At 43.8% G+C, this 26,174-nt stretch carries 24 protein-coding genes and 3 tRNA genes; 15 read left to right on the forward strand and 12 right to left on the reverse strand.

Annotated elements, in window-relative coordinates; all coding sequences use genetic code 11:
• Positions 1-86 precede the first annotated feature (86 nt).
• Positions 87-683, reverse strand: a complete 597-nt coding sequence (locus ACHUFW_RS14155) for a Yip1 family protein (protein WP_394203995.1) — start codon at positions 681-683, stop codon at positions 87-89.
• 254 nt (positions 684-937) lie between these two features.
• On the opposite strand from ACHUFW_RS14155, the gene miaE reads away from it, so the two are divergent.
• Positions 938-1,705 carry a tRNA isopentenyl-2-thiomethyl-A-37 hydroxylase MiaE gene (gene miaE, locus ACHUFW_RS14160; RefSeq protein WP_394203996.1) on the forward strand — a complete coding sequence of 256 codons (768 nt, stop codon included), beginning with the start codon at positions 938-940 and terminating at the stop codon, positions 1,703-1,705.
• Between the two features lie 105 nt (positions 1,706-1,810).
• On the opposite strand, the gene ACHUFW_RS14165 is transcribed toward miaE, so the two are convergent.
• A complete protein-coding gene (locus ACHUFW_RS14165; RefSeq protein WP_394203997.1) occupies positions 1,811-2,527 on the reverse strand; it encodes a UDP-2,3-diacylglucosamine diphosphatase in 717 nt (238 codons plus the stop codon).
• Positions 2,528-2,533: 6 nt separating this feature from the next.
• Positions 2,534-3,028, reverse strand: a complete 495-nt coding sequence (locus tag ACHUFW_RS14170; RefSeq protein ID WP_394204141.1) for a peptidylprolyl isomerase — start codon at positions 3,026-3,028, stop codon at positions 2,534-2,536.
• A gap of 247 nt (positions 3,029-3,275) precedes the next feature.
• Here ACHUFW_RS14170 and cysS point away from each other — a divergent pair, with 247 nt between their 5' ends.
• Complete coding sequence (gene cysS / locus ACHUFW_RS14175) at positions 3,276-4,655, forward strand: cysteine--tRNA ligase (protein WP_394203998.1); 1,380 nt, start codon at positions 3,276-3,278, stop codon at positions 4,653-4,655.
• 64 nt (positions 4,656-4,719) lie between these two features.
• Here cysS and folD read toward each other — a convergent pair whose 3' ends face one another.
• Positions 4,720-5,574 (reverse strand): bifunctional methylenetetrahydrofolate dehydrogenase/methenyltetrahydrofolate cyclohydrolase FolD, encoded by an 855-nt coding sequence (folD, locus tag ACHUFW_RS14180; protein WP_394203999.1) that lies wholly within the window; start codon positions 5,572-5,574, stop codon positions 4,720-4,722.
• A gap of 346 nt (positions 5,575-5,920) precedes the next feature.
• Between folD and ACHUFW_RS14185 the strand changes: the two genes are divergently transcribed.
• The 9 genes from ACHUFW_RS14185 to ACHUFW_RS14225 all read left to right on the forward strand — a co-directional run bounded on the left by ACHUFW_RS14185 (position 5,921) and on the right by ACHUFW_RS14225 (position 14,952).
• A tRNA-Pro gene (locus tag ACHUFW_RS14185) sits at positions 5,921-5,997 on the forward strand.
• Positions 5,998-6,060: 63 nt separating this feature from the next.
• Positions 6,061-6,137, forward strand: a tRNA-Arg gene (locus ACHUFW_RS14190).
• Positions 6,138-6,146: 9 nt separating this feature from the next.
• Positions 6,147-6,222 (forward strand) — tRNA-His (locus ACHUFW_RS14195).
• Positions 6,223-6,476: 254 nt separating this feature from the next.
• On the forward strand, positions 6,477-7,781 hold the full coding sequence (gene tig, locus ACHUFW_RS14200; RefSeq protein ID WP_394204000.1) for a trigger factor: 1,305 nt from the start codon (positions 6,477-6,479) through the stop codon (positions 7,779-7,781).
• Positions 7,782-7,870: 89 nt separating this feature from the next.
• The gene (gene clpP, locus ACHUFW_RS14205) at positions 7,871-8,482 is read left to right on the forward strand and encodes an ATP-dependent Clp endopeptidase proteolytic subunit ClpP (RefSeq protein ID WP_028772353.1); all 612 of its coding nucleotides are present in this window, start codon (positions 7,871-7,873) and stop codon (positions 8,480-8,482) included.
• 84 nt (positions 8,483-8,566) lie between these two features.
• Positions 8,567-9,844, forward strand: coding sequence for an ATP-dependent protease ATP-binding subunit ClpX (clpX, locus tag ACHUFW_RS14210; RefSeq protein ID WP_394204001.1), 1,278 nt, complete (start codon positions 8,567-8,569; stop codon positions 9,842-9,844).
• Positions 9,845-9,972: 128 nt separating this feature from the next.
• Positions 9,973-12,330, forward strand: coding sequence for an endopeptidase La (gene lon, locus ACHUFW_RS14215; RefSeq protein ID WP_394204002.1), 2,358 nt, complete (start codon positions 9,973-9,975; stop codon positions 12,328-12,330).
• A gap of 262 nt (positions 12,331-12,592) precedes the next feature.
• Positions 12,593-12,865, forward strand: a complete 273-nt coding sequence (locus ACHUFW_RS14220) for an HU family DNA-binding protein (RefSeq protein ID WP_028772356.1) — start codon at positions 12,593-12,595, stop codon at positions 12,863-12,865.
• 221 nt (positions 12,866-13,086) lie between these two features.
• On the forward strand, positions 13,087-14,952 hold the full coding sequence (locus ACHUFW_RS14225; RefSeq protein ID WP_394204003.1) for a SurA N-terminal domain-containing protein: 1,866 nt from the start codon (positions 13,087-13,089) through the stop codon (positions 14,950-14,952).
• 67 nt (positions 14,953-15,019) lie between these two features.
• On the opposite strand, the gene ACHUFW_RS14230 is transcribed toward ACHUFW_RS14225, so the two are convergent.
• The 8 genes from ACHUFW_RS14230 to pspF all read right to left on the reverse strand — a co-directional run bounded on the left by ACHUFW_RS14230 (position 15,020) and on the right by pspF (position 23,175).
• Positions 15,020-15,229: a TOBE domain-containing protein gene (locus tag ACHUFW_RS14230; protein WP_394204004.1), complete on the reverse strand. Its 210-nt coding sequence runs from the start codon at positions 15,227-15,229 to the stop codon at positions 15,020-15,022.
• A 162-nt stretch (positions 15,230-15,391) separates the two neighbouring features.
• A complete protein-coding gene (gene fabV, locus ACHUFW_RS14235; protein ID WP_394204005.1) occupies positions 15,392-16,594 on the reverse strand; it encodes an enoyl-ACP reductase FabV in 1,203 nt (400 codons plus the stop codon).
• Positions 16,595-16,699: 105 nt separating this feature from the next.
• Positions 16,700-17,485, reverse strand: a complete 786-nt coding sequence (locus ACHUFW_RS14240) for a peptide ABC transporter ATP-binding protein (RefSeq protein WP_394204006.1) — start codon at positions 17,483-17,485, stop codon at positions 16,700-16,702.
• Positions 17,460-18,473 (reverse strand): peptide ABC transporter ATP-binding protein, encoded by a 1,014-nt coding sequence (locus ACHUFW_RS14245; RefSeq protein WP_394204007.1) that lies wholly within the window; start codon positions 18,471-18,473, stop codon positions 17,460-17,462. The genes ACHUFW_RS14240 and ACHUFW_RS14245 overlap by 26 nt, the downstream gene beginning before the upstream one ends.
• A gap of 12 nt (positions 18,474-18,485) precedes the next feature.
• Positions 18,486-19,376 (reverse strand): ABC transporter permease subunit, encoded by an 891-nt coding sequence (locus ACHUFW_RS14250; protein ID WP_394204008.1) that lies wholly within the window; start codon positions 19,374-19,376, stop codon positions 18,486-18,488.
• Positions 19,363-20,394, reverse strand: a complete 1,032-nt coding sequence (locus tag ACHUFW_RS14255; RefSeq protein WP_394204009.1) for an ABC transporter permease subunit — start codon at positions 20,392-20,394, stop codon at positions 19,363-19,365. Before ACHUFW_RS14255 ends, ACHUFW_RS14250 begins: the two co-directional genes overlap by 14 nt.
• Positions 20,391-22,025, reverse strand: a complete 1,635-nt coding sequence (locus ACHUFW_RS14260; protein ID WP_394204010.1) for an ABC transporter substrate-binding protein — start codon at positions 22,023-22,025, stop codon at positions 20,391-20,393. Before ACHUFW_RS14260 ends, ACHUFW_RS14255 begins: the two co-directional genes overlap by 4 nt.
• Positions 22,026-22,107: 82 nt before the next feature.
• On the reverse strand, positions 22,108-23,175 hold the full coding sequence (pspF, locus tag ACHUFW_RS14265; protein WP_394204011.1) for a phage shock protein operon transcriptional activator: 1,068 nt from the start codon (positions 23,173-23,175) through the stop codon (positions 22,108-22,110).
• A 180-nt stretch (positions 23,176-23,355) separates the two neighbouring features.
• Here pspF and pspA point away from each other — a divergent pair, with 180 nt between their 5' ends.
• The 4 genes from pspA to ACHUFW_RS14285 are packed head-to-tail and all read left to right on the forward strand — an operon-like array spanning position 23,356 to position 26,173.
• On the forward strand, positions 23,356-24,045 hold the full coding sequence (gene pspA / locus ACHUFW_RS14270; protein ID WP_394204012.1) for a phage shock protein PspA: 690 nt from the start codon (positions 23,356-23,358) through the stop codon (positions 24,043-24,045).
• Between the two features lie 20 nt (positions 24,046-24,065).
• The gene (pspB, locus tag ACHUFW_RS14275) at positions 24,066-24,302 is read left to right on the forward strand and encodes an envelope stress response membrane protein PspB (protein ID WP_394204013.1); all 237 of its coding nucleotides are present in this window, start codon (positions 24,066-24,068) and stop codon (positions 24,300-24,302) included.
• Positions 24,292-24,687 carry an envelope stress response membrane protein PspC gene (gene pspC, locus ACHUFW_RS14280; RefSeq protein ID WP_394204014.1) on the forward strand — a complete coding sequence of 132 codons (396 nt, stop codon included), beginning with the start codon at positions 24,292-24,294 and terminating at the stop codon, positions 24,685-24,687. The genes pspB and pspC overlap by 11 nt, the downstream gene beginning before the upstream one ends.
• Before the next feature lie 49 nt (positions 24,688-24,736).
• Complete coding sequence (locus ACHUFW_RS14285; protein WP_394204015.1) at positions 24,737-26,173, forward strand: YcjX family GTP-binding protein; 1,437 nt, start codon at positions 24,737-24,739, stop codon at positions 26,171-26,173.
• Position 26,174 lies beyond the last annotated feature (1 nt).

Raw genomic sequence — 26,174 nt, forward strand, 5'->3', positions numbered from 1 at the left:
TTAAAATACAAAACGCCCGATGAAGTTCATCGAGCGTTTTAAACTGAAAAAGTGTCAACCTATTTCAGGACTAGTCATCATTAAAGCTATTGATACATCGGGCCGAAACCCCAGCTCCATAAAATAACGCTTGATGCCATCAAAGCAACCAGCAGCACAAGCCCGGCAGTAACCACAGAGCTTGCATAAATAAAGCCTTTCTCTTCTGGAATGTTCATGATAATCGGAACGCCAGTGTATAACAGATACACAGAATATGATAAGCCGGCTAGGCCAACGACCATAATAAACCAGAGTGAAGGATACAGTGCGGCAAATCCGACCATAAACAGTGGTGTTGCGGTGTAAGCGGCTAACTCAAGCGCTTGAGTAAAGCTAGGTGTGGCATCGAATGTTTTTGCCATCCAAAACGCGAGGTAAGCTAGGCCAAAGACTCCGGCTATCAAGCCAAAGTACATACCAACCGACATCATTGCGGCGCTATTAGTGGTTAAAAACAGTGGGTCAGAAACTCCTAAATCCCAACCAAATTGTGTTGATGCAAAATAGGTACATACAGCAGGAATAAGCGCAATTAACAGGATATGACTGAGACTGCTCTTTACTGCTTCATGGTTTTGCTCAATAGTCTGCCACTCTTCTTTAGGATGAGTGTATAACCCCATTAAGTGATTCAATATCATTATTGTTATCCTTGTTTAGCTTGATCTTGTGCTCGCCAAACTTCAGACGAACCTCTTGTGCCTTTTGGTCATGTCCCAAATAGACCAGTTAGGCTCCCTACAGTTACAAAATTGTTAACTGTTATGGTTTATTTATTGAACAAAAAAGCACCCTAGTCAAGCTAACTTTGTAACAACGCGCGTTATTAATGGGGCTAAAGCGTAAAAAACTGATAAAATAACTCGCTAAATCAGATTAATACCTTGGGTTTTTTATGCAGCAACTTTTAGCCCCAATCGAGCAGTTTTTGGCCTGTTCAACCCCTGAACGGTGGATAGATAAGGCGAAGCAGAACGAAAGTCTAACGACTTTACTGATCGATCATTGCAACTGTGAGCTTAAGGCAGCACAGACAGCGATGTTTTTAGTGCGTAAATATGCGGTGGATAAAGCCAGTGGTGAACAGCTATTGCAATGGGCTAAGCCTTTTGAGGATTTTGTCTATAAAAAAGATCGCGATATTGAAGCATTTTTAAATAGGGATGTGAAAAAGAATGATTTGATAGGCGAGCTTGTGTGTAAACCTGGTTTTGCTCATGGCGCTGATCTTGTCGATAAAATGGTGCGTCTGATTAAAGAAGAGTTTCATCATTTCGAGCAAGTTTTAGCCATCATGCATCAACGGGGCATTGTCTACGAGAATAGACGGGCAGGGCGCTATGCTAAAGGGTTGATGAGACAAGTACGCACTCACGAACCTGCCACTTTAGTTGATAAGCTAATTGTTGGTGCGTTTATAGAGGCTCGTTCATGTGAGCGTTTTGCTAAGTTAGCGCCATACTTAGATGATGAGTTAAATCGATTTTACGTGTCACTATTGCGCTCAGAAGCTCGCCACTATCAAGATTATTTAACCTTGGCTGAGAATATTGCCAATGCTGATATCAGTGAAAGAGTGGCGCACTTCGCAGCTATTGAGGCTGAATTGATTTCAAGTGAAGATAGCGATTTTCAGTTTCACAGTGGTGCTCCTGCACAATGAGTTTTTGATGAGTAAACATCAAAGAAAGTGACAACTTCGCAGTGATAACCTTTGTTGTTACGGTCGCAGCGATTTCAACACGCAGGTGTTTTTCACAAATTATAGTTATTCAAATGCGCTGGCGATCAGTTCTACGCCTTGAGGGGTGACCCTTAATACACTGCTTTGTTCATACCAATCACCGACGACAATACGTTGTTTATCATTGGCGAGATGGTGAATATAAGGGCGATGGGTGTGGCCGTGAATCATTTGCTTGCATTGAGACTGGGTCAGTAGCTTATCGACCGCGTCGCCTTCGACATCCATGATGGTATAGCTTTTTTGTTGATTGCTTTGCTGGCTTTTAGCTCGAAGGTTTTTCGCTATATTAAGCCGGGTTTTTCGAGGTAGTTGTCGATACAGGAATTTCACCCATGACCAGTTTCGAAACCGTCTGAAGCGCTGATAACTCTTATCGAGTGTGCAAAGGCTATCACCGTGCAATACAACCGTTTTTGTTTGATATAAGTCAATTACTGTAACTTCAGGCAAAAGCACCATGCCTGCGCGATCTGCAAATGCTTGGCCTAACAAAAAGTCGCGATTCCCATGTATAAAGTACACTGGGAAACCAGCGGTGTGATAGTTGATCTTATCTGCAACTTCGAGCGCAAAAGGCTCTGCGATATCGTCACCAACCCAGACTTCAAATAGATCGCCGATAATGTACAGCGCGTCGCATTCGTCCAGTTGTGTGGCTAAGAAATGATAAAAAGCTTGGGTGATATCAGGGCGATCTGCACTTAAATGCAGATCGCCAATAAACAAGGTTTGTGTCACTAGTGGTTATTCAGCAATGATAGCTTTTTCAATGATAACAGCTTCTAGTGGTACATCTTGGTGCATACCGCGATTACCAGTGCTAACCGCTTTAATTTTATTGACTACATCCATGCCTTCGGTCACTTTACCAAATACACAGTATCCCCAGCCTTGGCTTGTTTCCGATTTGAAATCAAGGAAGGTGTTGTCGTTTACATTGATAAAAAACTGTGCGGTTGCAGAGTGTGGATCAGAAGTGCGCGCCATGGCGATGGTGCCAACTGTGTTAGATAAACCATTATTAGCTTCGTTTTTAATGGTTTCTTTGGTGGTTTTTTGCACCATATCTTCGGTGAATCCGCCGCCCTGAACCATAAAGCCATCGATGACACGGTGGAAAATAGTCCCATCGAAGAACCCGTCTTTTGCGTAGCTGATAAAGTTTTCAGCGGTAACAGGGGCGTTCTCTGTATCAAGTTCTAGGATGATATTACCGTGGTTGGTTTGCAATGTGATCATGTTTTGTATTCTCAACATAGTTGTCTTTCAAGATTGCAGGCGATTTTAGCTTAAATGTGCCATAGCTTAAAGCGCTAACTGGGTCTCGCTATAGTTTGCTGCTTAGCAGACAGGATATTTAACTATTTTCCAAGCCTGTGAACTTAGGTTAAAAAAACGCTGACAACATGGCTGTAGCCCCTAGCAGAGTCTATTTTCAGGTGATAGACTGTTCTTTTTTATTAATGTAAAACAATAGAGAACATCAATGTTGAAGATCTACAACAGTCTTACCCGCCAAAAAGAGGAATTTAAGCCATTAGTGCCTGGTAAAGTCGGCATGTATGTGTGCGGGGTAACCATATATGACTTGTGTCATATCGGCCACGGACGTACGTTTGTATCTTTTGACATGATTGTCCGTTATTTGCGCTATCGTGGATACGAGGTTAACTTCCAGCGCAATATCACCGACGTTGACGATAAAATTATTAAACGCGCTGCAGAAAATAATGAAACCTGTGAAGCGTTAACAGAGCGCTTAATCGGTGAAATGCATGCTGATTTTGACGCGTTGAACATGAAGCGTCCAGATTTCGAGCCCCGTGCCACTTTGCACATTGCTGAAATCATCGAAATGGTAGAGCTACTGTTAGCGCGTGGTCACGCTTACGTTGCCGCTGATGGAGATGTGTTGTTCAGTGTGTCGTCGTTTCCAGAGTATGGTCAGTTGTCAGGCCAAAACTTGGAACAGCTACAAGCAGGTGCCCGAGTTGAAGTGGACGAAAACAAGCGCGATCCAATGGATTTCGTATTGTGGAAAATGTCTAAACCCGGAGAGCCTACATGGGATTCGCCATGGGGACCTGGACGCCCAGGTTGGCACATTGAATGTTCTGCAATGAACTCTAAACATTTGGGTAAACATTTTGATATTCATGGTGGTGGTTCAGATCTGCAATTCCCACACCATGAAAATGAAATCGCCCAGTCTTGCTGCGCCCATGACACGCCATATGTTAATTACTGGATGCATACCGGTATGGTGATGGTTGATAAAGAAAAGATGTCAAAGTCGTTGAATAACTTTTTCACTATCAGAGATGTGCTAAGCCACTATGATGCAGCGACCGTGCGTTATTTCTTATTGTCTGGTCATTATCGCAGTCAACTTAACTATTCAGAAGATAACCTGAAACAAGCGCGTTCAGCACTTGAGCGACTCTATACAGCGCTTAAAGGTTTAGATTTATCTGTTGCAGCTGCGCCTGCTGAAGCTTTTGTGGCAAAATTCAACCAAGCCATGGATGATGATTTTAACACCCCAGAAGCCTATTCAGTGCTATTTGATATGGTACGCGAAATCAATCGTCTTAAAGTTGATGATGTCGCAGCAGCTTCAGCACTAGGCGTGGCACTTAAACAGCTAGCTGATGTCTTGGGCATTTTAGAGCAAGATGTGGACGCATTCTTCAAAGGGGAAGGCAGTGATGATGAGGTCGCGCAAATCGAAGCATTAATCGCTGAGCGTAATCGCGCCCGTGCTGAAAAAGATTGGCCTGCGGCTGATGTTGCCCGTGACGGGTTAAATGCCTTAGGTGTGGTGCTTGAGGATGGCCCAGAAGGAACCACTTGGCGTAAGAAGTAGTGACTCATGTTTGAAACAAAAATGCCTGCTAATTAGCAGGCATTTTTTTGGACCACGATATGCGCTAGTCGTGATATTGCTCAGCAGCATATAAAGTGTTTTCTAGCAGGCTAGCAATTGTCATTGGGCCAACACCACCGGGAACTGGCGTAATATGGCTAGCATTTTGCTCTGCTATATCATATTGCACATCACCAACCAGTTTGCCATCGTCTAAGCGGTTGATGCCGACATCAATCACAATTGCACCGGGTTTGATCCATTCACCGGGAATAAAACCGGGCTTACCGACAGCCACGACAACCAAGTCAGCTTGGCGAACTTTCTGCTCTAAATTCTTGGTAAATCGGTGACAGGTTGTAGTTGTACAGCCGGCAAGTAGTAACTCAAGCGTCATCGGTCTGCCAACAATATTAGATGCACCAACCACGACGGCATCTAATCCATAAGTATCAACCCCTGTTGACTTAATTAGTGTCATGATGCCCATTGGTGTGCAAGAACGTAACACTGGGATACGTTGTGCAAGGCGACCCACATTATAAGGGTGGAAGCCATCAACGTCTTTATCGGGGCGGATACGCTCAATCACTTTTGACTCTTCAATGTGATCGGGCAGAGGCAGTTGCACTAAGATGCCATCGATTGTGTTGTCTTCATTGCATTTATCAATTAACGCTAAAAGATCACTTTCACTGGTGTCACTCGGTAAATCAAAAGACTGGGAAAGAAAACCAACTTCTTCACAAGCCCGTCTTTTGCTGCCAACATAAACTTGTGAAGCGGGATCAGCTCCGACAAGTATTACGGCTAAACCGGGGACGCGTTGTCCTGCCTCTTTGCGGGCAGTGACTTTCTCAGTTAGCTGTTTTCGAATGGATTGAGCGATTGCTTTTCCATCGATGATTTGGGCTGTCATGGGGGTAGGCTATCCTTTATCTGGCGCGATATAAAAAACGGCGCCATTTTAACAGGGCGGCCAGCAACTGTCATTTAATTACCTGTGCAACAAACCGTTTTGTAAAACGGATAATCAAAGAATGTGAGCTGGAACCTGTCGCAGTATTTATCAGTATTGCCGTGCAAATGATGCCAACTAGACTAAGATGAGAGCTTGCTTTGCCACAAAGGCCAAAAAATTTGCGATTAGTCGTTAAAATGAGCAAGCAGATAAGGTTTATTAAAAAAGTCATTGACGGGTTTTATGTGAGGGGATAAGATGCGCTCCGTTCTCGACGATGGCAACATCGTCAGTAAGAATGACTCGGTGATTAGCGCAGCCCGGTAGCGCATCTGGTTTGGGACCAGAGGGTCAGAGGTTCGAATCCTCTATCACCGACCAAATTATTAGATAATGCAACGCGTTATCTCGCCCAGTTAGGATATGAACTTAGTTCATAGCGAAGCGCCCGTAGCTCAGTTGGATAGAGCATCCGCCTTCTAAGCGGATGGCCGCAGGTTCGAATCCTGCCGGGCGTACCATGTTCAGTGGTGATTGTAGCTCAGTTGGTAGAGCCCCGGATTGTGATTCCGGTTGTCGTGGGTTCAAGTCCCATCAGTCACCCCACTTCTTTTGAAGAAAATAAAAAAAGCGACCTATGGTCGCTTTTTTTACGTCTGTAATTGGTCATTTGAGGTCGACTCTGCCTTAAAGCATCGCTATAATGTCGCGTCTTGATAAATTACAACACAGTGCGATGACTGCCAAAATTCAGAATTGATGGGCATTCTAGTCGATTTTTAAGATCAAGAAACGAATACCTGAATAGTTGATGATTCGACTATTCCTAAAGGACGTTTGACATATTTCGAGGTAAAACAATGCAAGTTTCTGTTGAAACAACCCAAGGTCTAGAGCGCCGTCTGACCATTTCTGTTCCTGCTGAACAGATTGAAAAAGCTGTAAGCGATAGTCTTAAAAATGAAGCAAAGCGTGCGCGTCTTCCTGGTTTCCGTCCAGGTAAGGTACCTGTAAGCGTTATCAACAAGCGTTATGGTAAAGCCATTCGTCAAGACATCACTGGTGAAGTGATGCAGCGTAACTTCGTTGAAGCAATCATTGCTGAGAAGCTAAACCCAGCGGGTACTCCAACTTTCGCTCCAGGTGAAACTGAAGGTGAAAACTTTAAGTTTGTTGCTACGTTCGAAATCTACCCAGAAGTAGAACTAAAAGGTCTAGATACGATTGAAGTTGAGCAACCAACTTCAGAAGTGACTGATGCAGACGTTGATGCAATGATCGAAACACTTCGCAAGCAACACGCTACTTTTGAAGCTGTTGAGCGTGAAGCTGCAGAAGGCGATAAAGCTAAGATCAACTTCGTTGGTTCTGTAGACGGCGAAGAGTTTGAAGGCGGTAAAGCTGAAGACTTCGAACTAGAGCTAGGTAGTGGTCGTATGATTCCAGGTTTTGAATCTGGTGTTGAAGGTCACAAAGCGGGTGAAGAGTTCGAAATCGAAGTGACTTTCCCTGAAGATTACCATGCAGAGAACCTAAAAGGTAAGGCGGCGAAATTCGCTATTACGCTAAATGAAGTTCAAGCTGCTAACCTACCAGAAGTTAACGACGAGTTCGCTTCACTATTTGGTGTGGCTGAAGGTGGTTTAGAAGCGCTTAAAGCTGAAATCCGTAAGAACATGGGCCGTGAGCTTGAGCAAGCACTTAAAGCCAATGTTAAAGAGCAAGTATTAAACGGTTTGCTAGCTAACAATGAAATTGAGCTACCAAAAGCACTTATCGATGGCGAAGTTAACGTACTACGTCAACAAGCTATGCAACGTTTTGGTGACCAAGCAGCTAACATGCCTGAGCTTCCAGCTGACCTATTCACAGAGCAAGCTGAGCGTCGCGTAAAAGTTGGCCTATTACTTGGTGAAGTGATCAAGACCAACGAACTAAAAGCAGACGATGAGCGTGTACAAGCACTTATCGCTTCTATGGCTTCTGCTTATGAAGATCCAAGTGAAGTTGTAGAATATTACAACAACAACCAAGAGCTAATGCAGAACATGCGTAATGTTGCATTAGAAGAGCAAGCAGTAGAAGAAATCTTAAAATCTGCTAAATTGACCGAAAAACCAGTCAATTTCGAAGAATTTATGAACAAGGCTACTGCTGGCGCTTAAGCTTAGCTTGACTTAAATGGCAGTTAGCCATTTATAATGGCTCGTATGAGGTTCCTCATGCGAGCCGTTTTTATTTAGGGAAGTCAATAATGCAAAATGCACCAGAATCAGTACTAAATGCACTCGTTCCAATGGTTGTTGAACAGACAGCTAAAGGTGAACGTTCATATGATATCTATTCAAGACTACTAAAAGAGCGCGTAATATTTTTAGTGGGTCAAGTTGAAGAGCATATGGCTAATCTTATCGTCGCTCAGTTACTGTTTTTGGAATCAGAGAGTCCGGATAAAGATATTTACCTGTATATCAACTCGCCAGGCGGCTCTGTGACTGCAGGTATGGCTATCTATGACACCATGCAGTTCATCAAACCTAACGTAAGCACAGTATGTATTGGACAAGCTGCAAGTATGGGCGCATTCTTGTTAGCCGGTGGTGCAGAAGGTAAGCGTCATTGCTTGCCAAATTCACGCGTTATGATTCACCAGCCATTAGGTGGTTTCCAAGGCCAAGCATCGGATATTGCAATCCATGCTCAAGAAATCTTAGGAATCAAAAATAAACTTAATAAAATGTTGGCTGAACACACAGGTCAACCACTTGAAGTCATTGAACGTGATACCGATCGTGATAACTTCATGAGCGCTGATGAAGCAGCTGAATATGGTCTTGTTGATTCTGTATTGAGCAAACGGGGCTGATATTTGTTTATAGCTGGGCTATGATTCAGTAATAAGCAATAAGATGATTTAAGCAGTTTCGGTGACTGCGCAAGAGGTAGTGTAATGGGCGACAACAAAAGTACTGGTGATGGCGGCAAGCTGCTGTACTGCTCTTTTTGTGGAAAGAGTCAACACGAAGTCAGAAAACTAATTGCTGGACCATCAGTATATGTATGTGACGAGTGTGTAGAGCTTTGCAACGATATCATCAGAGAAGAGATTAAAGAGATCTCACCGAAGCAAGAGCAAGATAAATTACCAACACCGCACGAGCTTAGAGCACACCTAGATGATTACGTAATTGGCCAAGAGAAGGCTAAAAAGGTGTTGTCGGTTGCGGTATATAACCACTATAAACGGTTAAAGAATGCATCGCCGAAAGACGGTGTCGAGCTTGGCAAGAGTAATATTCTGTTAATCGGTCCAACAGGTAGTGGTAAAACATTACTGGCTGAAACCTTGGCTAGGTTCCTGAATGTGCCGTTTACCATGGCGGATGCCACTACGCTGACAGAAGCGGGTTATGTAGGTGAAGATGTCGAGAACATCATTCAAAAGCTACTGCAGAAGTGTGATTACGATGTAGAAAAAGCCCAACGCGGTATCGTTTACATTGATGAGATTGATAAAATCAGTCGTAAGTCTGATAACCCTTCAATTACTCGCGATGTGTCTGGTGAAGGCGTGCAACAAGCACTGCTGAAATTGATTGAAGGTACGGTTGCAGCAGTACCACCCCAAGGTGGCCGTAAGCACCCTCAACAAGAGTTTTTGCAGGTTGATACCTCTAAGATTCTGTTTGTCTGTGGTGGCGCATTTGCTGGCCTTGAAAAGGTGATTGAACAACGCTCTCATGTGGGTACCGGAATCGGCTTTGGTGCAGAAGTAAAAGGCGAAGATGATAAAGCCACTATCTCTGACACCTTGATGCAAGTCGAGCCAGAAGATCTGGTTAAGTACGGTTTAATCCCAGAATTTATTGGCCGATTACCAGTACTTGCCACGTTAGCAGAATTGGATGCTGATGCCTTAATTCAAATCCTATCGCAACCTAAGAATGCGTTGACCAAGCAATTTGCGGCGCTATTTGATATGGAAGGGGTAGAATTAGAGTTTAGAGATGACGCCCTTAAAGCGATAGCGCAAAAGGCGATGACGCGTAAGACGGGTGCTCGTGGCCTGCGCTCTATCGTAGAAGGCATTTTACTCGATATCATGTACGATCTGCCATCAACGGATAATGTTGCCAAAGTCGTGATTGACGAGTCGGTGGTAAATGGCGAGTCTTCACCGATTTTGATATATGAAAATAGCGACAACCAAGCTGCCGGCGCTGAATGATTTTTGTTCGGTTAGCATCGAGTTAATTAAAAAGGAGTCCGAGTGACTCCTTTTTTTATTTTTGCCATTGAAACCGCGTAAATCATCCCAATATACTTCTAAGTATTGTTATCAAACGGAATCGAGCTATGACCTTAGAGCGTGAAGCGCGAATCGAACTCCCCGTACTACCACTGAGAGATGTGGTGGTTTATCCCCATATGGTTATTCCGTTATTTGTTGGACGGGAAAAATCTATCCGTTGTTTAGAAACAGCAATGGAGCAAGATAAACAAATTATTTTAGTGGCTCAACGCGACGCTGATTTAGATGAGCCCACCAGTGACGACATTTTTGAGGTCGGCACGGTTGCTTCTATTCTTCAGTTGCTGAAATTGCCAGACGGTACGGTAAAAGTCCTAGTAGAGGGCGGTCAGCGTGCCCGCATTGAAAAATATACTCAAGAAGAGGAATTTTTCGTTGCTACGGCCCAATACCTTGAATCAGCTCAAATGGCTGAGAAAGAAGAAGAGGTATTAGTGCGTTCTGCCGTTGGGCAGTTTGAAGGCTACATCAAACTCAACAAGAAAATTCCTCCAGAGGTACTGACGTCGCTTTCGGGTATCGATGAAGCGGCACGCTTAGCCGATACGATGGCTGCGCATATGCCGCTCAAGCTTGATGATAAGCAATCTGTGTTAGAGATGGTCGATGTTGCAGAGCGATTAGAGTATTTGATGGCTATGATGGAAGCCGAAATCGATTTGCTGCAAGTTGAGAAGCGTATTCGCTCTCGCGTTAAGAAGCAGATGGAAAAAAGCCAGCGTGAGTATTACCTCAATGAACAGATGAAAGCGATTCAAAAAGAGTTGGGTGATATTGATGAATCCCACGATGAGTTTGAATCGTTAGCGAAGAAGATCGAAGAAGCGGGTATGCCACAAGAGGCACAAGAAAAAGCGACTTCAGAGCTAAATAAGTTAAAAATGATGTCCCCTATGTCAGCAGAAGCTACGGTTGTTCGTAGTTATGTTGATTGGATGGTATCAGTACCTTGGCGTCAACGTTCTAAAATCAAGCGTGATTTAAGCAAAGCACAAGATGTGTTAGACACTGACCATTTTGGCCTAGAGAAAGTTAAAGAACGTATCTTAGAGTACCTTGCGGTACAGAGCCGAGTTAAGCAACTTAAAGGGCCTATTTTATGTCTTGTTGGTCCACCAGGTGTGGGTAAAACATCACTTGGGCAATCGATTGCTAAAGCGACTGGACGTAAATATGTACGAGTAGCCTTAGGTGGCGTTCGTGATGAAGCTGAGATCCGCGGCCATCGTCGTACCTATATCGGTTCTATGCCTGGTAAAGTTATTCAAAAGATGTCAAAAGTTGGGGTTAAAAACCCATTATTCTTGTTAGATGAAATCGACAAGATGAGCTCTGACATGCGTGGTGACCCATCATCGGCGCTACTTGAAGTTCTCGATCCAGAGCAAAATGCCGCTTTTAGCGATCATTACTTGGAAGTGGATTATGACTTATCTGATGTGATGTTTGTTGCAACGTCTAACTCGATGAATATTCCAGGCCCATTATTAGATCGTATGGAAGTGATTCGTTTGTCGGGTTATACCGAAGATGAAAAACTCAACATTGCTAAGCAGCATTTGTTGCCAAAACAGATTAAACGTAACGGACTTAAGGTTAGCGAAGTTAACGTTGATGACAGCGCCATTATTGGCATCATACGTTATTACACCCGTGAAGCCGGTGTGCGCGCGTTAGAGCGAGAGCTATCTAAGATATGTCGTAAAGTCGTTAAGCAAATTCTGTTGGATAAAAAGCTAAAGCATATCGAAGTGACCGATGAAAACTTAAAATCGTTCCTCGGTGTACAGCGTTTTGATTATGGTAAAGCTGAATCGAACAACCAGATTGGTCAAGTAACCGGTCTTGCCTACACTGAAGTTGGTGGCGATCTGTTAACCATTGAAGCGACATCAGTACCAGGTAAAGGCAAATTGGCTTATACCGGCTCTTTGGGCGATGTGATGCAGGAGTCGATTCAAGCGGCCATGACTGTGGTAAGAGCGCGAGCTGAGCAGTTGGGTATTAATCCAGATTTCTACGAAAAGCGTGATATTCATGTGCACGTACCAGAAGGTGCAACACCAAAAGATGGTCCATCGGCAGGTGCAGCAATGTGTACGGCATTGGTATCGAGCTTAACCGGTAATCCTGTTCGTGCAGATGTTGCCATGACGGGTGAAATTACCTTACGAGGTGAGGTGCTCCCTATCGGCGGATTGAAGGAAAAATTACTTGCGGCTCATCGAGGTGGGACTAAATTGGTACTGATTCCTAAGGAAAATGAGCGTGATTTGGAGGAAATTCCAGCAAACGTGATTGCAGACTTAGAAATTCGTCCAGTGAAATGGGTCGACGAAGTTCTTGAATTGGCGCTAGAGCGACCAGTTGAGGGCTTTGAAGTAGTTAAAAATTTGGGCTAACGCAAGAAATTGCAGAATTGCCTTAAAAAAAATGCAAAAAGGGGCTTTTTCTAGCCGCTAGCTGTGGTAGCCTAGGTCTGTGGAGAGTTTCAACGCTACAGCCCTTGAGGCTGCTGGTTTTGAGGCAATTTCCAATTTTATTTCTTAGGTTTTCCTATTTGGCTTGAACTTTGTTTTCAAGCTTGTTATAAAAAGCCTCCGCAGACCGCTCTAGCGAAGGATTTTGGTTGCGGTGCAAAAAAATTACATTCAAGGGGATGACATGAACAAATCTGAACTAATCGAGAAAATCGCTTCTGGTGCTGACATTTCTAAAGCGGCTGCTGGCCGTGCACTAGACTCTTTCATTGACGCTGTAACTAACGGCCTAAAAGATGGCGATAAGATTTCTCTTGTTGGTTTCGGTACTTTTGAAGTTCGTCAACGTGCAGAGCGTACTGGTCGCAACCCACAGACGGGTAAAGAGATCAAAATCGCTGCAGCGAACATTCCAGCTTTCAAAGCCGGTAAAGCGCTGAAAGACGCCGTAAACTAAAAACCAGTTTAAGGTGTGGCCTTTGTAAGGCTTACTCGTAATATATACAAGCACTGTTTTAACAGTGCTTTTTACGAGTTATAGAGAAGAGAAGTTTGTTTCATTCTCATGATGCGAAATCCAAACAGGACCGACTTTGGACTCGCAACAAATTACAAAAAGGCGCAATCAATTATTGATGCGCCTTTTTATTTTATTAATCGCAACGAGCGAGATGGCAGATGTTAGAAAAAATTCGCGAAGGCTCCCAGGGCGTGATAGCCAAAAGTATTCTAGTTCTGGTAATACTTTCCTTTGCATTTACTGGTGTAAGTAGTTATTTAGGATCTTCAACTGAGCAAGCCGCAGCGACGGTTAACGGTGAAGAGATTGGCGTTAGTGCGTTAGAAAACGCCTATCAAAATGAGCGTGCTCGCCTAGAGCAGCAATTAGGCGAAATGTATCAAGCCCTTGCTGCTGATGAAACTTATCAAGCCAGTATTAAGCAAAGTGTGCTAGAGCGATTAGTTGGTGACAAATTGCTGGATCAAGCGGCCAGTGAAATGGGACTAACTGTTTCGGATCAGCAAATCCGTGATGCGATTATGCAAGAACCTGCTTTCCAAACTGACGGTGTGTTTGATAATGACCGCTATCAGCGCATTTTGATGCAACTTGGTTATCAAGCAAGTGACTTTAGAGACATGATGCGTGTTGATATGACGCGTCGCCAATTGGTTGCATCGCTTGTAGGATCAGAATTTGTGCTGCCAGGCGAAGCGAATTACATTGCTGAGCTACAAGGCCAAACTCGTGATATTCGTTATCATGTGGTAGATGCGACGCCATACATAGGCAGCGTCAGCGTTTCTGATGAAGAAGTGAAGGCGTATTATGATGCTAATCAATCTCAATTCATCCAACCAGAAACAATCAGCCTTGAATATGTTGAGCTTAATGCCGCTGACATGGCCAATGATGTGACAGTTAGTGATGCAGATGCTCAAGCTTATTATGATGATAACCAACGTCAATACCTGCAACCAGAAAAGCGTTTAGCCGGCCATATCTTAGTTAACTTAGGTGATGACGAAGATGCAGCCAAGACAAAAGCTGATGCGATTTATGCCAAGTTGACTGCGGGAGAAGATTTTGCTGAGTTGGCTAAAGCTGAATCTGAAGATACTTTCAGTGGTGAGCAAGGTGGTCAACTAGATTGGTTTGAGCAAGGCGTAATGGAGCCTGCGTTTGATGAGGCACTATTTGCGCTTGATAAAGGTCAGTATTCAGGTGTTGTGAAAACAAGCTTTGGTTATCACATCATCAAAGCGATTGATATCCAACAAGGCAAAACCGCGCCTTTTGCTGAAGTAAAAGACAAAATCTTTGCCGATTTGAAAAACAAAAAAGCCATTGATAAGTTCTTTGGTCTACAACAAACACTGGCTGACGTCAGTTATGAAGTGCCAGATACCTTATCTGAGACCGCTGCTGAGCTCGGTGTTAAAGTGAAAACTTCGCCAGTATTTACCCGAGATAATGCACCTGAGCCACTCAATAACCCAGATGTCATGAAAGAAGCATTTTCTTCATCAGTGTTAGTTGACGGTATGAATAGTGAGGTTATCGAGGTAGCACCTAATCATGTTGTGGTTGTGCGTGTGAAGAGCCATACGGCTGCTGGTACGGTTGAATACGACAAGGTTAGGGATGGCATTGCCCAGCGTCTAAAACAAGATAAGGCAATTGATAAAGCCCGTGAAGAAGCGCAAACTTTGATGACTGCAGTTAAAGCCGGTGACGCCGGTGTGGAGCTACAAGTTAAGACAGGCCTAACGCGCTTTGATTCAGACGTTGACGGCGCTATTGTTAATAAGGCTTTCCAAATTGCGCACCCTCAAAGTGAAGCCATTGTCGATACTGTTGCATTAGGTAATGGTTACGCTGTGGTGGCTTTGGATGCGGTTCACGCTGCACAAGATGTTGAACAAGCTGTTGTTGATTCAATGAAGCAACGCCTAGCATCTCAGTACAGTGAGAATGATTACCGCGCTGTGGTAGCAACCTTAAAAAGCAAAGGCAAGGTTGAGTATCCGGTTGTTGAGTAACCGAATGTAATCCAAATAAAAAGGCCAGCATATGCTGGCCTTTTTATTGATTAATTTAGTTAAGCAATTAATCTACAGCAACCATTACGTTGCTTGCCTTGATGATGGCATAAGCACTACCGCCAACTTCTAAACCTAGTTGTTCACAAGAAGCTTTAGTCACAACAGATGTGATCTCTACACCTGGTGCTAGCTCAATGACGACTTCGTTGTTGACTGAGCCTACTTCAATGGCTTTAACTTTACCAACTAGATTGTTACGTGCGCTAATTTTCATCATATTTCCTTTTAGCTAAATGGTTTACGCAGCAATATTCTAGTTTGTTTAGCGGTAATTACTAATGTTTGGTCAAAAAAAAGCGCCACTTTTTGAAGTGGCGCACATAGATAAAATTTCTTTTATTTACAGTTGGTTAATTAATAACTTTACTGCTGTTTTTTAAAACTGTTCTACATCGAAGTTAACTTCTGGATTAACATCTGCATCGTAGTCAACGCCTTCAACGCCAAACCCAAACAGCTTTAAGAACTCTTGTTTGTATTCGCGGTAATCGGTTAACTCTGCCAAATTCTCTGTTGTTACAGACGGCCATAGGTCGCGGCAATGCTGTTGAATTTCATCTTTAAGTTCCCAGTCATCAAGGCGCAGGCGGTTAGCATCGTCAACCGCAGGTGCTTGACCATCTGCTCGGTAAAGACGATCGTTAAACATGCGGTTAATTTGCTCCATGCAGTCTTCATGTAAGCCTGCTTCACGCATCTTCTTAAATACCATTGCAATATACAGAGGCATTACTGGAATCGCTGAGCTAGCTTGAGTGATAACACTCTTTAGGACCGCAACATTTGCACTACCGCCAGTTTGGGCTAATTGGCTATTTAAGGCTTGCGCCGCACGGTCTAAGTCCATTTTGGCTTTGCCAAGTGCGCCATGCCAGTAAATTGGCCAAGTAATTTCTGTACCAATGTAGCTGTAAGCCACAGTTTTGCATCCATCGGCTAATACACCAGCTTCAGACAGTGCTTGGATCCATAGTTCCCAGTCTTGGCCGCCCATGACTGTTACAGTATCTTCAATTTCCTGCTCTGTAGCAGGCTCGACACTGGTTTCAATGATCAGATCTTTGTTGGTGTCTACTGCTGTGGCGGTATAGGTTTCACCGATAGGCTTTAATGTCGAACGGATAACCTCACCAGTGTCGGGTAATTTACGAACAGGAGAGGCTAATGAATAGACCACCATATCCACTTGGCCAAGGTCTTGTTTGATGATCTCAATTGCCTTTTGCTTAGCTTCATGACTAAATGCATCGCAATTTAAGCTCTTTGAATATAGGCCTTCGGCTTTGGCGAATTTATCAAATGCCGCCGAATTGTACCAACCTGCAGTACCGGGCTTCTTTTCAGTTCCTGGTTTTTCGAAGAATACGCCTAATGTAGCAGCTTGGCTGCCGAATGCTGCGGCGATACGAGATGACAGGCCATAACCACTTGAAGAGCCAACGACCAACACCTTCTTTGGACCATTATGTACAGGGCCATTAGCTTTAGTAATATTAATTTGTTCAAGTACATTGGCTTCACAACCAAAAGGGTGAGTGGTTGTACAGATAAAGCCGCGTGTTTTAGGTTTGATTATCATGTTTTTCGCTTCTCTTGAAAAAGTGTCCTAAGGATAAATAAACAACGCCTAAATGGCACATGTTTTTTAATATTTGGATCTGATATAGCTAGTGGTTGGAGCAGTTTAGCGCTTATACGAGAACATTTCTTGCTCTTGTATTAATCTTTGGGTGTACTCATGCTCAGGGGCTGCAAAAAGCTGGTTAGTCGGTGCCTTTTCTATCATCTTGCCGTTGTGTAATACCATCACTTTGTCCGCAAATTGACGAACGATATTCATATTATGGGATACAAAAATATAGGATAACCCCATCTCTTTTTGTAGCTTTAACAATAGATTGAGAATTTGCGACCGGACTGACAGATCTAACGCCGTTAATGCTTCATCCGCAATAATGATTTTAGGGTTTAGCATCAATGCGCGAGCCACCGCTACCCGCTGCTTCATACCTTCGGAGATCATGTGAGGGTAAAAGTCGACATGCTCTGGTAATAACCCAACCTTACGTAATCGGTCAATCACTTGCTTACGTCGCTCTGCATCGTTGAGGTCGGTATTGAACTTTAATGGCTCATCAAGTAATTCACCAATGGTCAGTTTCGGATTTAATGAGGTGTTTGGGTCTTGAAATATCATCCTAATTAGCTTGCATCGCTGTTTTAGGTTACGGCTTTCAAGTGCTTCGCCTTCAAACAGTATTTCGCCACTTGTGCGTACTTCTGCCCCAACAAGGACGCGGGCTAGGGTACTTTTTCCTGAGCCTGCTTCACCGACTATCGCGAGGGTTTCTCCTTTGTTTAGCTCAAATGAGATAGGCTCGAGTGCATGGGTATATTGACGCTTAAAACGCTTATACCCTGTGTAATAGGATTTACTCAGTTGATCAACTTTTAGCAGCGGTGTCGTCATAACATGGCTCATCGTGATACGGGAAGTGGCAGGCAAACTCGCGAGTTTTCTTACGGCATAGTTGTGGCTGGGCAACACAGCGCTTTTGTGCTTCTGGACAGCGTGGGCCTAATCGGCAGCCAATGGGTAAGTGCTGCAAAGCTGGGGCTGAGCCGGGCAAAGTTTCTACCATCATTTTATGGTATTGAGGATTGGTATGATCAGGAATATTGTCCAAAAGTGCCCGTGTGTAGGGGTGGTAAGGCGTCTCTATGACTTCGGACGTAATCCCCGACTCCATGATTTGGCCACAATACATAACAGATAACCTATCGCTCCAGCGAGATAACGTATCGAGTTCGTGGCTAATCAATAATATAGATACATTGTGAAGCTGATTGAGTTTACTCAGTAGGCGATATATTTGCGCTTGAGTTCTTAATTCCATCGAGTTGGTTGGCTCGTCAGCAATCAAGAGTTTTGGTTGGTTAGCCACAGCAATGGCGATCATGACTTTTTGACAGATCCCATCTGACAGTTCCCATGCAAAACTCGACATCACCTTTTTGGGGTTTTTAATGCCCACTTTATGCAGCCACTTTTTGGCATTGAGCTTTTTGTCTTGGCCTCTGCGCCACCAGGACACCTCAGGGTTGTCTGGCATGGCTTCAATGATTTGGCTACCGACAGACTTGGCTGGATCGAGACTACTTATTGGATCTTGGAAAATCATCGCGATTTCTGACCCCATCAGGCTACGGCGCCGTTTGGTGCTCATATCCATTAAATTTTCGCCATTCCACATCATGCGGTCAGCGGTAATTTTCCAGTTATGTCCACCAATGCCTAATATGGCTTTGGCAAGCAAGCTGCGCCCAGAGCCAGACTCTCCCATTAAGCCGTGTACTTCACCTGGGTTTAGCGTCAAGCTGACTCGTTCAAGGGCTTTAACACGGCCGTGAGGGGTGTCAAGTTCAATGGTGAGGTTGCGTATATCAAGTAATGGCATCTGATAACCTCACTAATGTTTGATGGGGGATAATGCTGAGCGTAAGCCATCACCCACTAAGTTAATGGCTAACACGCTACAAAGGATTGCCACACCGGGAATGGTGACAGTCCAAGGCGCAGTTAACAAATTATCCATCCCTTGAGATACCATGGCGCCCCATTCGGGGCTAGGTGCCTGGGCACCTAAATTAAGAAAGCCCAGTGCTGCTATGTCCAATATCGCCGCAGAAATCCCTAATGTAGTTTGAATAATGACGATATCCCAGACATTGGGCATGATCACGTACCAAAATACTTGTAGCGGGTTGGCCCCGTCTAGCCGCGCTGCCGTAACATATTCCTTTTGCAGTTCTTCATGTACCGCTTGATGAATTGCGCGAATGAACTGTGGCGTAAGTGCAATCCCCACCGCCCAAAACACATTGCTAAGTCCTGGCCCCATCACCGCCACCACTAGTATTGCCATTAACAGCGAAGGAATAGAGAGTAATGCATCGAGTAAATGGCTAAGAATACTGGACTTTAGGCCTTTCATCATGCCAGAGATAGCACCAATGACAAAACCGACTAACAGTGAGGCTGCGACGATGCCTAATGCCATGCCAAAGGTTAGATGCGCGCCGTGAAGCAGACGACTAAAGATGTCTCGTCCTAAATCATCGGTGCCAAGAAAGTGATCGACTGTGCCGGCTGGATCCCACGATGGTGGCAGCAGCAATGCATTGGGGTCTTGGGCTTCTGCACTATAGGGGGCGATAAACGGGCCAAAAATAGCCAGCAGCACAAACGCACAGACTACCCATAGACCGGCAAAAGCGAACGGGTTATTAGCAAATGCATGCCAAATTCGGTGCATCGGTGACGGTATATCGTCTTCTTGATAGATGTTAACTTGAGGCATACATCTCCTTACGGCTAATTGGATTGATTGCCGTATGCATGACTTCAATAAGAATACTTAAAAAGATAATAATCAGGGCCACGCTTAAAATGCCACCTTGGATCACCGTATAATCCCGTTGATAGATGCCTGAGACTAGCCAAGCCCCCACACCAGGCCACGAAAAGATAACTTCAACTACCATGGCGTAACTGGAAAAAGCCCCTAACATTAATCCCATGTTTTTTAATACTGGAATTAGCGCATTAGGGAGCGCGTGGCGTAATACTATTTTTGAAGTTTGCAACCCACGTGCTTCGGCGGCTTTAATATAGGTTTCTTCCATAATACTTAACATTGCGGTGCGAGTAATACGTACCACCACGGTAAAAGGAAGGACCGCTAAGGTAATGGCCGGTAAAATAATGTGTAGCACTGCGTCGATAAAGGCCGACATGCGATACTGAGAATCAGACAGTAATGTATCGATTAGCAGTAAGCCGGTGACAGGCTCAATTTCATATAATAAATTGATTTGTCCTGAGATAGGCAACCAACCAAGCTCAACCCCAAACCATAATGACAGAGTGAGTCCCAACCAAAATACCGGGATAGAATATCCGGTTAGTGTGATAGCCATAATACTGTGTTGGGTGATTTTGTTTTTGCTTAAAGAGGCTATTACGCCCAGTGGAATACCACACAGTAAAGCCAGAATTGCTGCAACGCCAGCTAGTTCAAAGGAAGCTGGTAGTACTTGCATTAACTCGTCGATGACGGGTTGGTTAGAGGTCGCCGAGACACCCAAGTTACCACTTAAGCGTTGTGATAGATAAGCGACAAATTGGCTCAGTTGGCCTTCATCTAATCGATAATCGGCATTGATCTGTTCGATTTGTGCTTCTGTTGGGGAATGAATTCCTGTTAACGCAAATTTGTGTTCAACCGGAAACTGACTGGTTGCAAAAAACAGTACCAAAATCAGCACTAGAGAAGTAGCTAGAAACAGATTGAGGCGTCGCAGTAAATAACGGGTCATGGTTGCGTACTCTCAGTGCCATTGGCTTGGCTGGAGTGATTAAAAGAGATGCCACCAAATGGCGTCAATTTAGAGTTATGGACCTTTTTTTGTTTAAAGACTAATCGTGTTGCATGGGCAAAAGGTAACACTGGCATTTGCTGAGCAAGGTATTGCTCAGCTTGTTGATATAGCTCTGTTCTAACTTGCTTATCGGTGGTGGCTTTTGCTTGTTGCAGTAAGCTATCGAACTGACTGTCACACCAACGGGAACGGTTACTATTATATTCCACAGATTTACAGCTTAATATCGGGGTGAAAAAGTTGTCTGGGTCACTATTGTCAGCGTTCCAGCCGATCAACACCGAATCATAACTGCGGCTAGACAGCTTTTGATTAAACACACTCCAATCATAGCTAACAATATTGGCTTTAACATTGATGTTGGCTAAATCGGCTTGAATAAGCTCCGCTGTTTTATGGGCATTGGGGTTATAAATTCGGGCAACCGGCATGGCCCAAACATCAATGGTTAAATCGGTTACTCCAGCCTCTGCAAGCAGGGCTTTGGCTTTTTCAGGGTTATAGTCAATCATGCTTTCGTTAGCATGGTAGGCCCATGAGGGAGGAGGTAGCATGCCTGTCGCAGCCACCGCTGTTTTTTGATAAACGGCTCGTAGAATGTTTTCACGGTCAACGGCATGGGCAAGGGCACGACGGACACGTACATCATTAAAAGGAATACGCTCAGTATTGAAGGCCCAAAATGCCACATTAAAGCCAGGTAGTGAGTCTACTTCTAAATCATCTTTATCAAGGATGACAGGGATCTCGCCGGCTTTTGGAAGGGCTGATACATTACAATCGCCTGTGATGAGTTTGGCTAACCGGGAGGTACTTTTAGGAGTGATATCAAAAACGAGCCGCTCAGCATCGGGCTGGGCTTGCCAATAATGTTCGTTACGATGATAGCGAATAAAATCGTTTTTAACGTATTGGACTAATTTAAATGGCCCAGTGCCGATGGCAAGTCTATCCAGCTCTTCTTGTTGATCAGCTTGGGTAAGCTGCTCGGCATACTCCGCGGATAAGATAACAGCAAAGCCTGTGGCAAGGTTAGCAAGGAAAGAGGCATCAGGCTGGCTAAGGTGAAAGCGCACTTTATCATCGGCCACTTTTTCAATGTTATCTATCAGTAGGGCAAAACCGATACTTTGGAAAAATGGGTAACCTGTTTTAGAAATAAAATGATAAGGATGGCCTTCATCAATAATACGATTGAATGAAAACAGCACATCGTCGGCGTTAAAGTTGCGCTTTGGCGTGAAGTAGTCAGTGTGGTGAAAGTTAACATCACGGCGTAAATTGAACGTATAAGTTAAACCATCATCACTGATTTCCCAGCTATTGGCTAATGCGGGTTCAACTTCACCGGAAGCTGCGTTGTAGTTGACTAGTCCATCATAAATTTGCTGTGAAGTCGCATCAACAGTGGTCCCAGAGGTGACCAATTGTGGGTTAAAAGACTCGGGGTTACCTTCCGAGCAATATACTATTCCGCTGGGAATTTTCTGCTGATCACAGCCAATAAGCTGCAGGGCTGACACACACAGAGCTAGACCAAGAGGTAAACGCTTTCGCAGCACTTTCATCAATTGATGTACATTTTTTGAATTTATTGCAGCATTTTAACAGTGTGATTGTGTTAGTAGCAAACCTGTTGTCAGCTGCTGTTTAGCTTTTGTCCAATAAATTGTACTTTTTCAAAATACCACGCAGTTGATGGTAACTTAAACCAAGTAACTCTGCGGTCTTTTTCTGATTAAATTGTCCAGCTTCTAATGCTTGCTGAATTAGCTCCACCTCTTTAGATTCACAATGCTCCTTAAAATCAATTGGAAAGTCGACTTTTGCACTAACAGTTGCCGCGACTTCTTGTGGAGCTTGAGTACTCACTTCTTCTGGCTTTTCGGTATTGCTTGCTTGGCGAGATAGGGTTTTGACTCGCTTAGTAGGTCTAAATGGAGATGCAAATGGATCAATGACGATATCGTTAATGGGGTTATCAATGTCGGTATTTCGATATACGCTCCGCTCAATCACATTTTTGAGCTCACGAATATTGCCTGGCCAAGCGTAGTCCATAAGTTGCTCTATCGCAGTGGGGGAGAACCCTTCGAAAAATTCATGTTTTAATTGCCTTGCCATGCCAACCGCAAAATACTCTGCCAGCGGCATAATGTCTTCTTTACGGTGTCGCAACGGCGGCAGTGTGATAACGTCAAAGGCTAAACGGTCAAGTAAGTCAGCGCGAAACTCGCCAGCTTCAGCAAGTGAGGGAAGATCTTCATTGGCGGCACAAACCAGTCGCACATCGGTTTGTACTGTTTTACTGCCACCGACACGTTCAAATTCACCATATTCAATAACACGTAATAGCTTTTCTTGAATTAGCCCTGAGGTATTGGCTAGTTCATCAAGAAACAGTGTACCGCCATCAGCTCGCTCAAAGCGGCCTTCATGCTTTTTACTGGCGCCGGTAAATGCCCCTGCATCATGGCCAAATAGTTCGCTTTCAAGTAAATTTTCACTTAAGGAAGAGCAATTAAGCTTAATAAAGCTTTGATCCCAGCGCTTAGACAGATAATGTAGGCGCTCAGCAATGAGCTCTTTACCGGTTCCTCGTTCACCAATAATCAGTACTGGCTTTGATAGGGGCGCGATTTTTGAAACATGTTCAAGGACTTCGAGTAATGCGTTCGATTGTCCAATCAGATTGTCTTGCTGAAATTGATTAGCCACTTTATTTTTTAGTCTTTCACACTAATAATTGGTGAAAATTATAATAAATGGCTCTGTTAATAAAATAAAGAAAAAGTTAAAATCTAGGTTTAGCTGTTGAAAATAAAGGATTTGTAAAAGTTGGCACGGAAGATGTATTAAATAACTTCGAAACCAACATTATAAATTGAGGACACTATTATGGGAATTTTCTCTCGTTTCGCAGATATCATTAATTCAAATATCAGCGCACTGCTAGATAAAGCAGAAGATCCAGAAAAAATGGTACGTCTTATCATTCAAGAAATGGAAGACACGTTAGTTGAAGTAAGATCGACCTCAGCCAAGGTCTTAGCAGAGAAGAAAGAAATTCTGCGTCGCATTGGCAAAGTGCAAGAGCAAGTTCAAGACTGGCAAGACAAAGCTGAGTTAGCACTGTCGAAAGAGCGTGAAGACCTAGCGAAAGCAGCGTTGGTTGAAAAGCAAAAGGCCAGTGAGTTAGCGGCAACACTAGAGCAAGAGCTTGTAGTAGTTGAAGAGCAAATTGCTCGCTTGAAAGAAGAAGTCAATTTGCTACAAGAAAAGCTTGCTGATGCAAAAGCTCGTCAGAAAACGATTATCATGCGCAAGCAGACAGCAAGCTCTCGTTTGGACGTAAAACGTCAGTTAGATTCAAGCAAGATAGATAGTGCGATGAGCAAGTTCGAGCAATATGAGCGCCGCGTTGAAGGCCTAGAGTCTCAAGTTGAAGCTTACGATCTTGGTAATAAGAAAACATTACAAGATGAGTTTGCCGCACTGGAAGCAGAAGATTCAGTGAATGCAGAATTAGAAGCGTTGAAAGCTAAAGTTAAGGGCAACCAAACTAAAGCAAAAGCGAAAACAGAATAACAACGATTCAGAGGTGAGTTATGGATATGGATTTACTGATGGCCCCAATCATTATTTTTATGATTATAGTGGCACCGATTTGGCTAATATTGCATTACCGCAGTAAACGCCAAGTGAGCCAGGGACTCACTGATGAAGAGTATACCCAGCTCAATGAGTTAATCGCTAAAGCTGACAAAATGGCACAGCGTATCGATACATTGGAAGCGATTTTAGACAATGAAGCACCACAATGGAGGAGTCGAGATGACGGATGATAGTCGAAGAACTTTATATCGCATTCCTCAGCAAGGTAAGATAGCCGGAGTATGTGCAGGGATTGCAGATTACTTTAACTTTGAAACTTGGCTTGTAAGAGTGGTGGCAGTATCTATCTTTTTACTTGGTGGCTCAGGGATTGTTCTGATTTTATACATAGCTTTATGGATGATTTTAGATATTAAGCCTGCGAGCAATACCACTACACCGGAGTATAAGGAAATCGAAGTTAAGAAGAAAGTTTGGCAAGCAGGGGAACCCGCAAGAGCAGCGCTTAGAGATGTCAGCAGTCAATTTAGAGCAATTGAAATTAGACTGCAAAATATAGAACGACATGTCACTTCTGATAACTTTGATCTGAAAAGAGAAATTAATAATTTGTAAATCCTTTCAATGGGCGGTGTAATCCGCCCTTAATCGTTTTGGTACGCCGATGAGCCAATTCAAGCAATCCTTAAAAAAGCTTTCTAAACACACCCAGTCTCTAGCCCATAGAACTTCAGATCGTCACATTCGCCTAGCGGTCACCGGCCTATCTGGCGCAGGTAAAACCGCATTTATTACTGGCCTAGTTAATCAATTACTCAATAGTGGTAACCAAGATGAAGCCAACAATTTGCCTTTATGGCATGTGGCTAGAGAGGGAAGATTATTGGGCGTTCAGCGTAGTTTGCAGCCGGATCTAACCATTGCCAGTTTTGACTACCAACATGCAATGGATACACTTTGCCAACAATCACCTCGTTGGCCCGCCTCTACGCGTAACATTAGTGAGTTACGACTTGCTATTAAATACCAACCACAGCGAGGCTTGTTAGCCAAGTTGACCGACAGCGCCACACTCTATTTAGATATTGTGGATTATCCAGGTGAGTGGCTGCTCGACCTGCCGCTATTAAAACTGGATTTTGTGCAATGGTCGTTACAACAATCAGAGCAATTAACTACATTTGCAGTAAGTAAGCACTACCCAACATTTAAGCAGATGCTGAGCGACCTTGCATTAAGTGAGCCAGCCGATGAGCAGGTGTTGCAACAATTAGCAGATGCTTATCAGCGTGTGTTACAAGATTTAGTTCAGCAACATGGGTTTTATTATGCCCAGCCTGGGCGGATGTTATTACCCGGTGAGTATGAAGGGACACCAGTTTTAGCATTTTTCCCTTTACTGGGCTGCAGCCCATTGACCTTGTCTGAGTTAGAAGCTTCTTCAAAAGACTCGGTTTATCATGTACTAAAGCAACGCTATCAAGCCTATACCCTGCAGGTAGTGAAACCCTTTTATCGAGATTACTTTGCTAAATTTGATCGGCAAGTGTTGTTGGTCGATTGCTTTACGCCGCTCAATAACGGCAAAGCGCAGTTTAATGACATGACCAGAGCCCTTGAGCAAATCATGGAGAGCTTTAAGTTTGGTCAATCCAATTTGCTTAAACGACTTTTTTCACCGCGAATTGACAAGTTGTTATTTGCAGCCAGTAAAGTTGATCATGTGACTCGTGACCAGCAAAGTCATGTACTTGCGTTGCTAACCCAACTGGTGAAACAAAGTCAGCACAAAGCCAAGTTTGAAGGCTGTGAAGTGGAAACTATGGCCATTAGTGCAATTAAAGCGACTCAGCCTGGTATGGTTAAAGATGGTAATCAGCAAGTTGAAGTGGTCAGTGGTACTGAACTGACTTCGGCTGAGGCTATTACACTGTATCCGGGCGATGTCCCCAAACAGTTACCTGATGAGCAGTTTTGGCAGCAACAAGGATTTAATTTCAGACAGTTTGCGCCGCAAGCGGGCATAACTAAACATACCGTAATGCAGCATGTGCGTTTAGATCATCTATTGCAATATTTACTGGGAGATAAGCTCGCTTAGG

It is taken from the genome of Shewanella waksmanii (genome assembly GCF_043643685.1).
Taxonomy (GTDB): domain Bacteria; phylum Pseudomonadota; class Gammaproteobacteria; order Enterobacterales; family Shewanellaceae; genus Shewanella; species Shewanella waksmanii_A.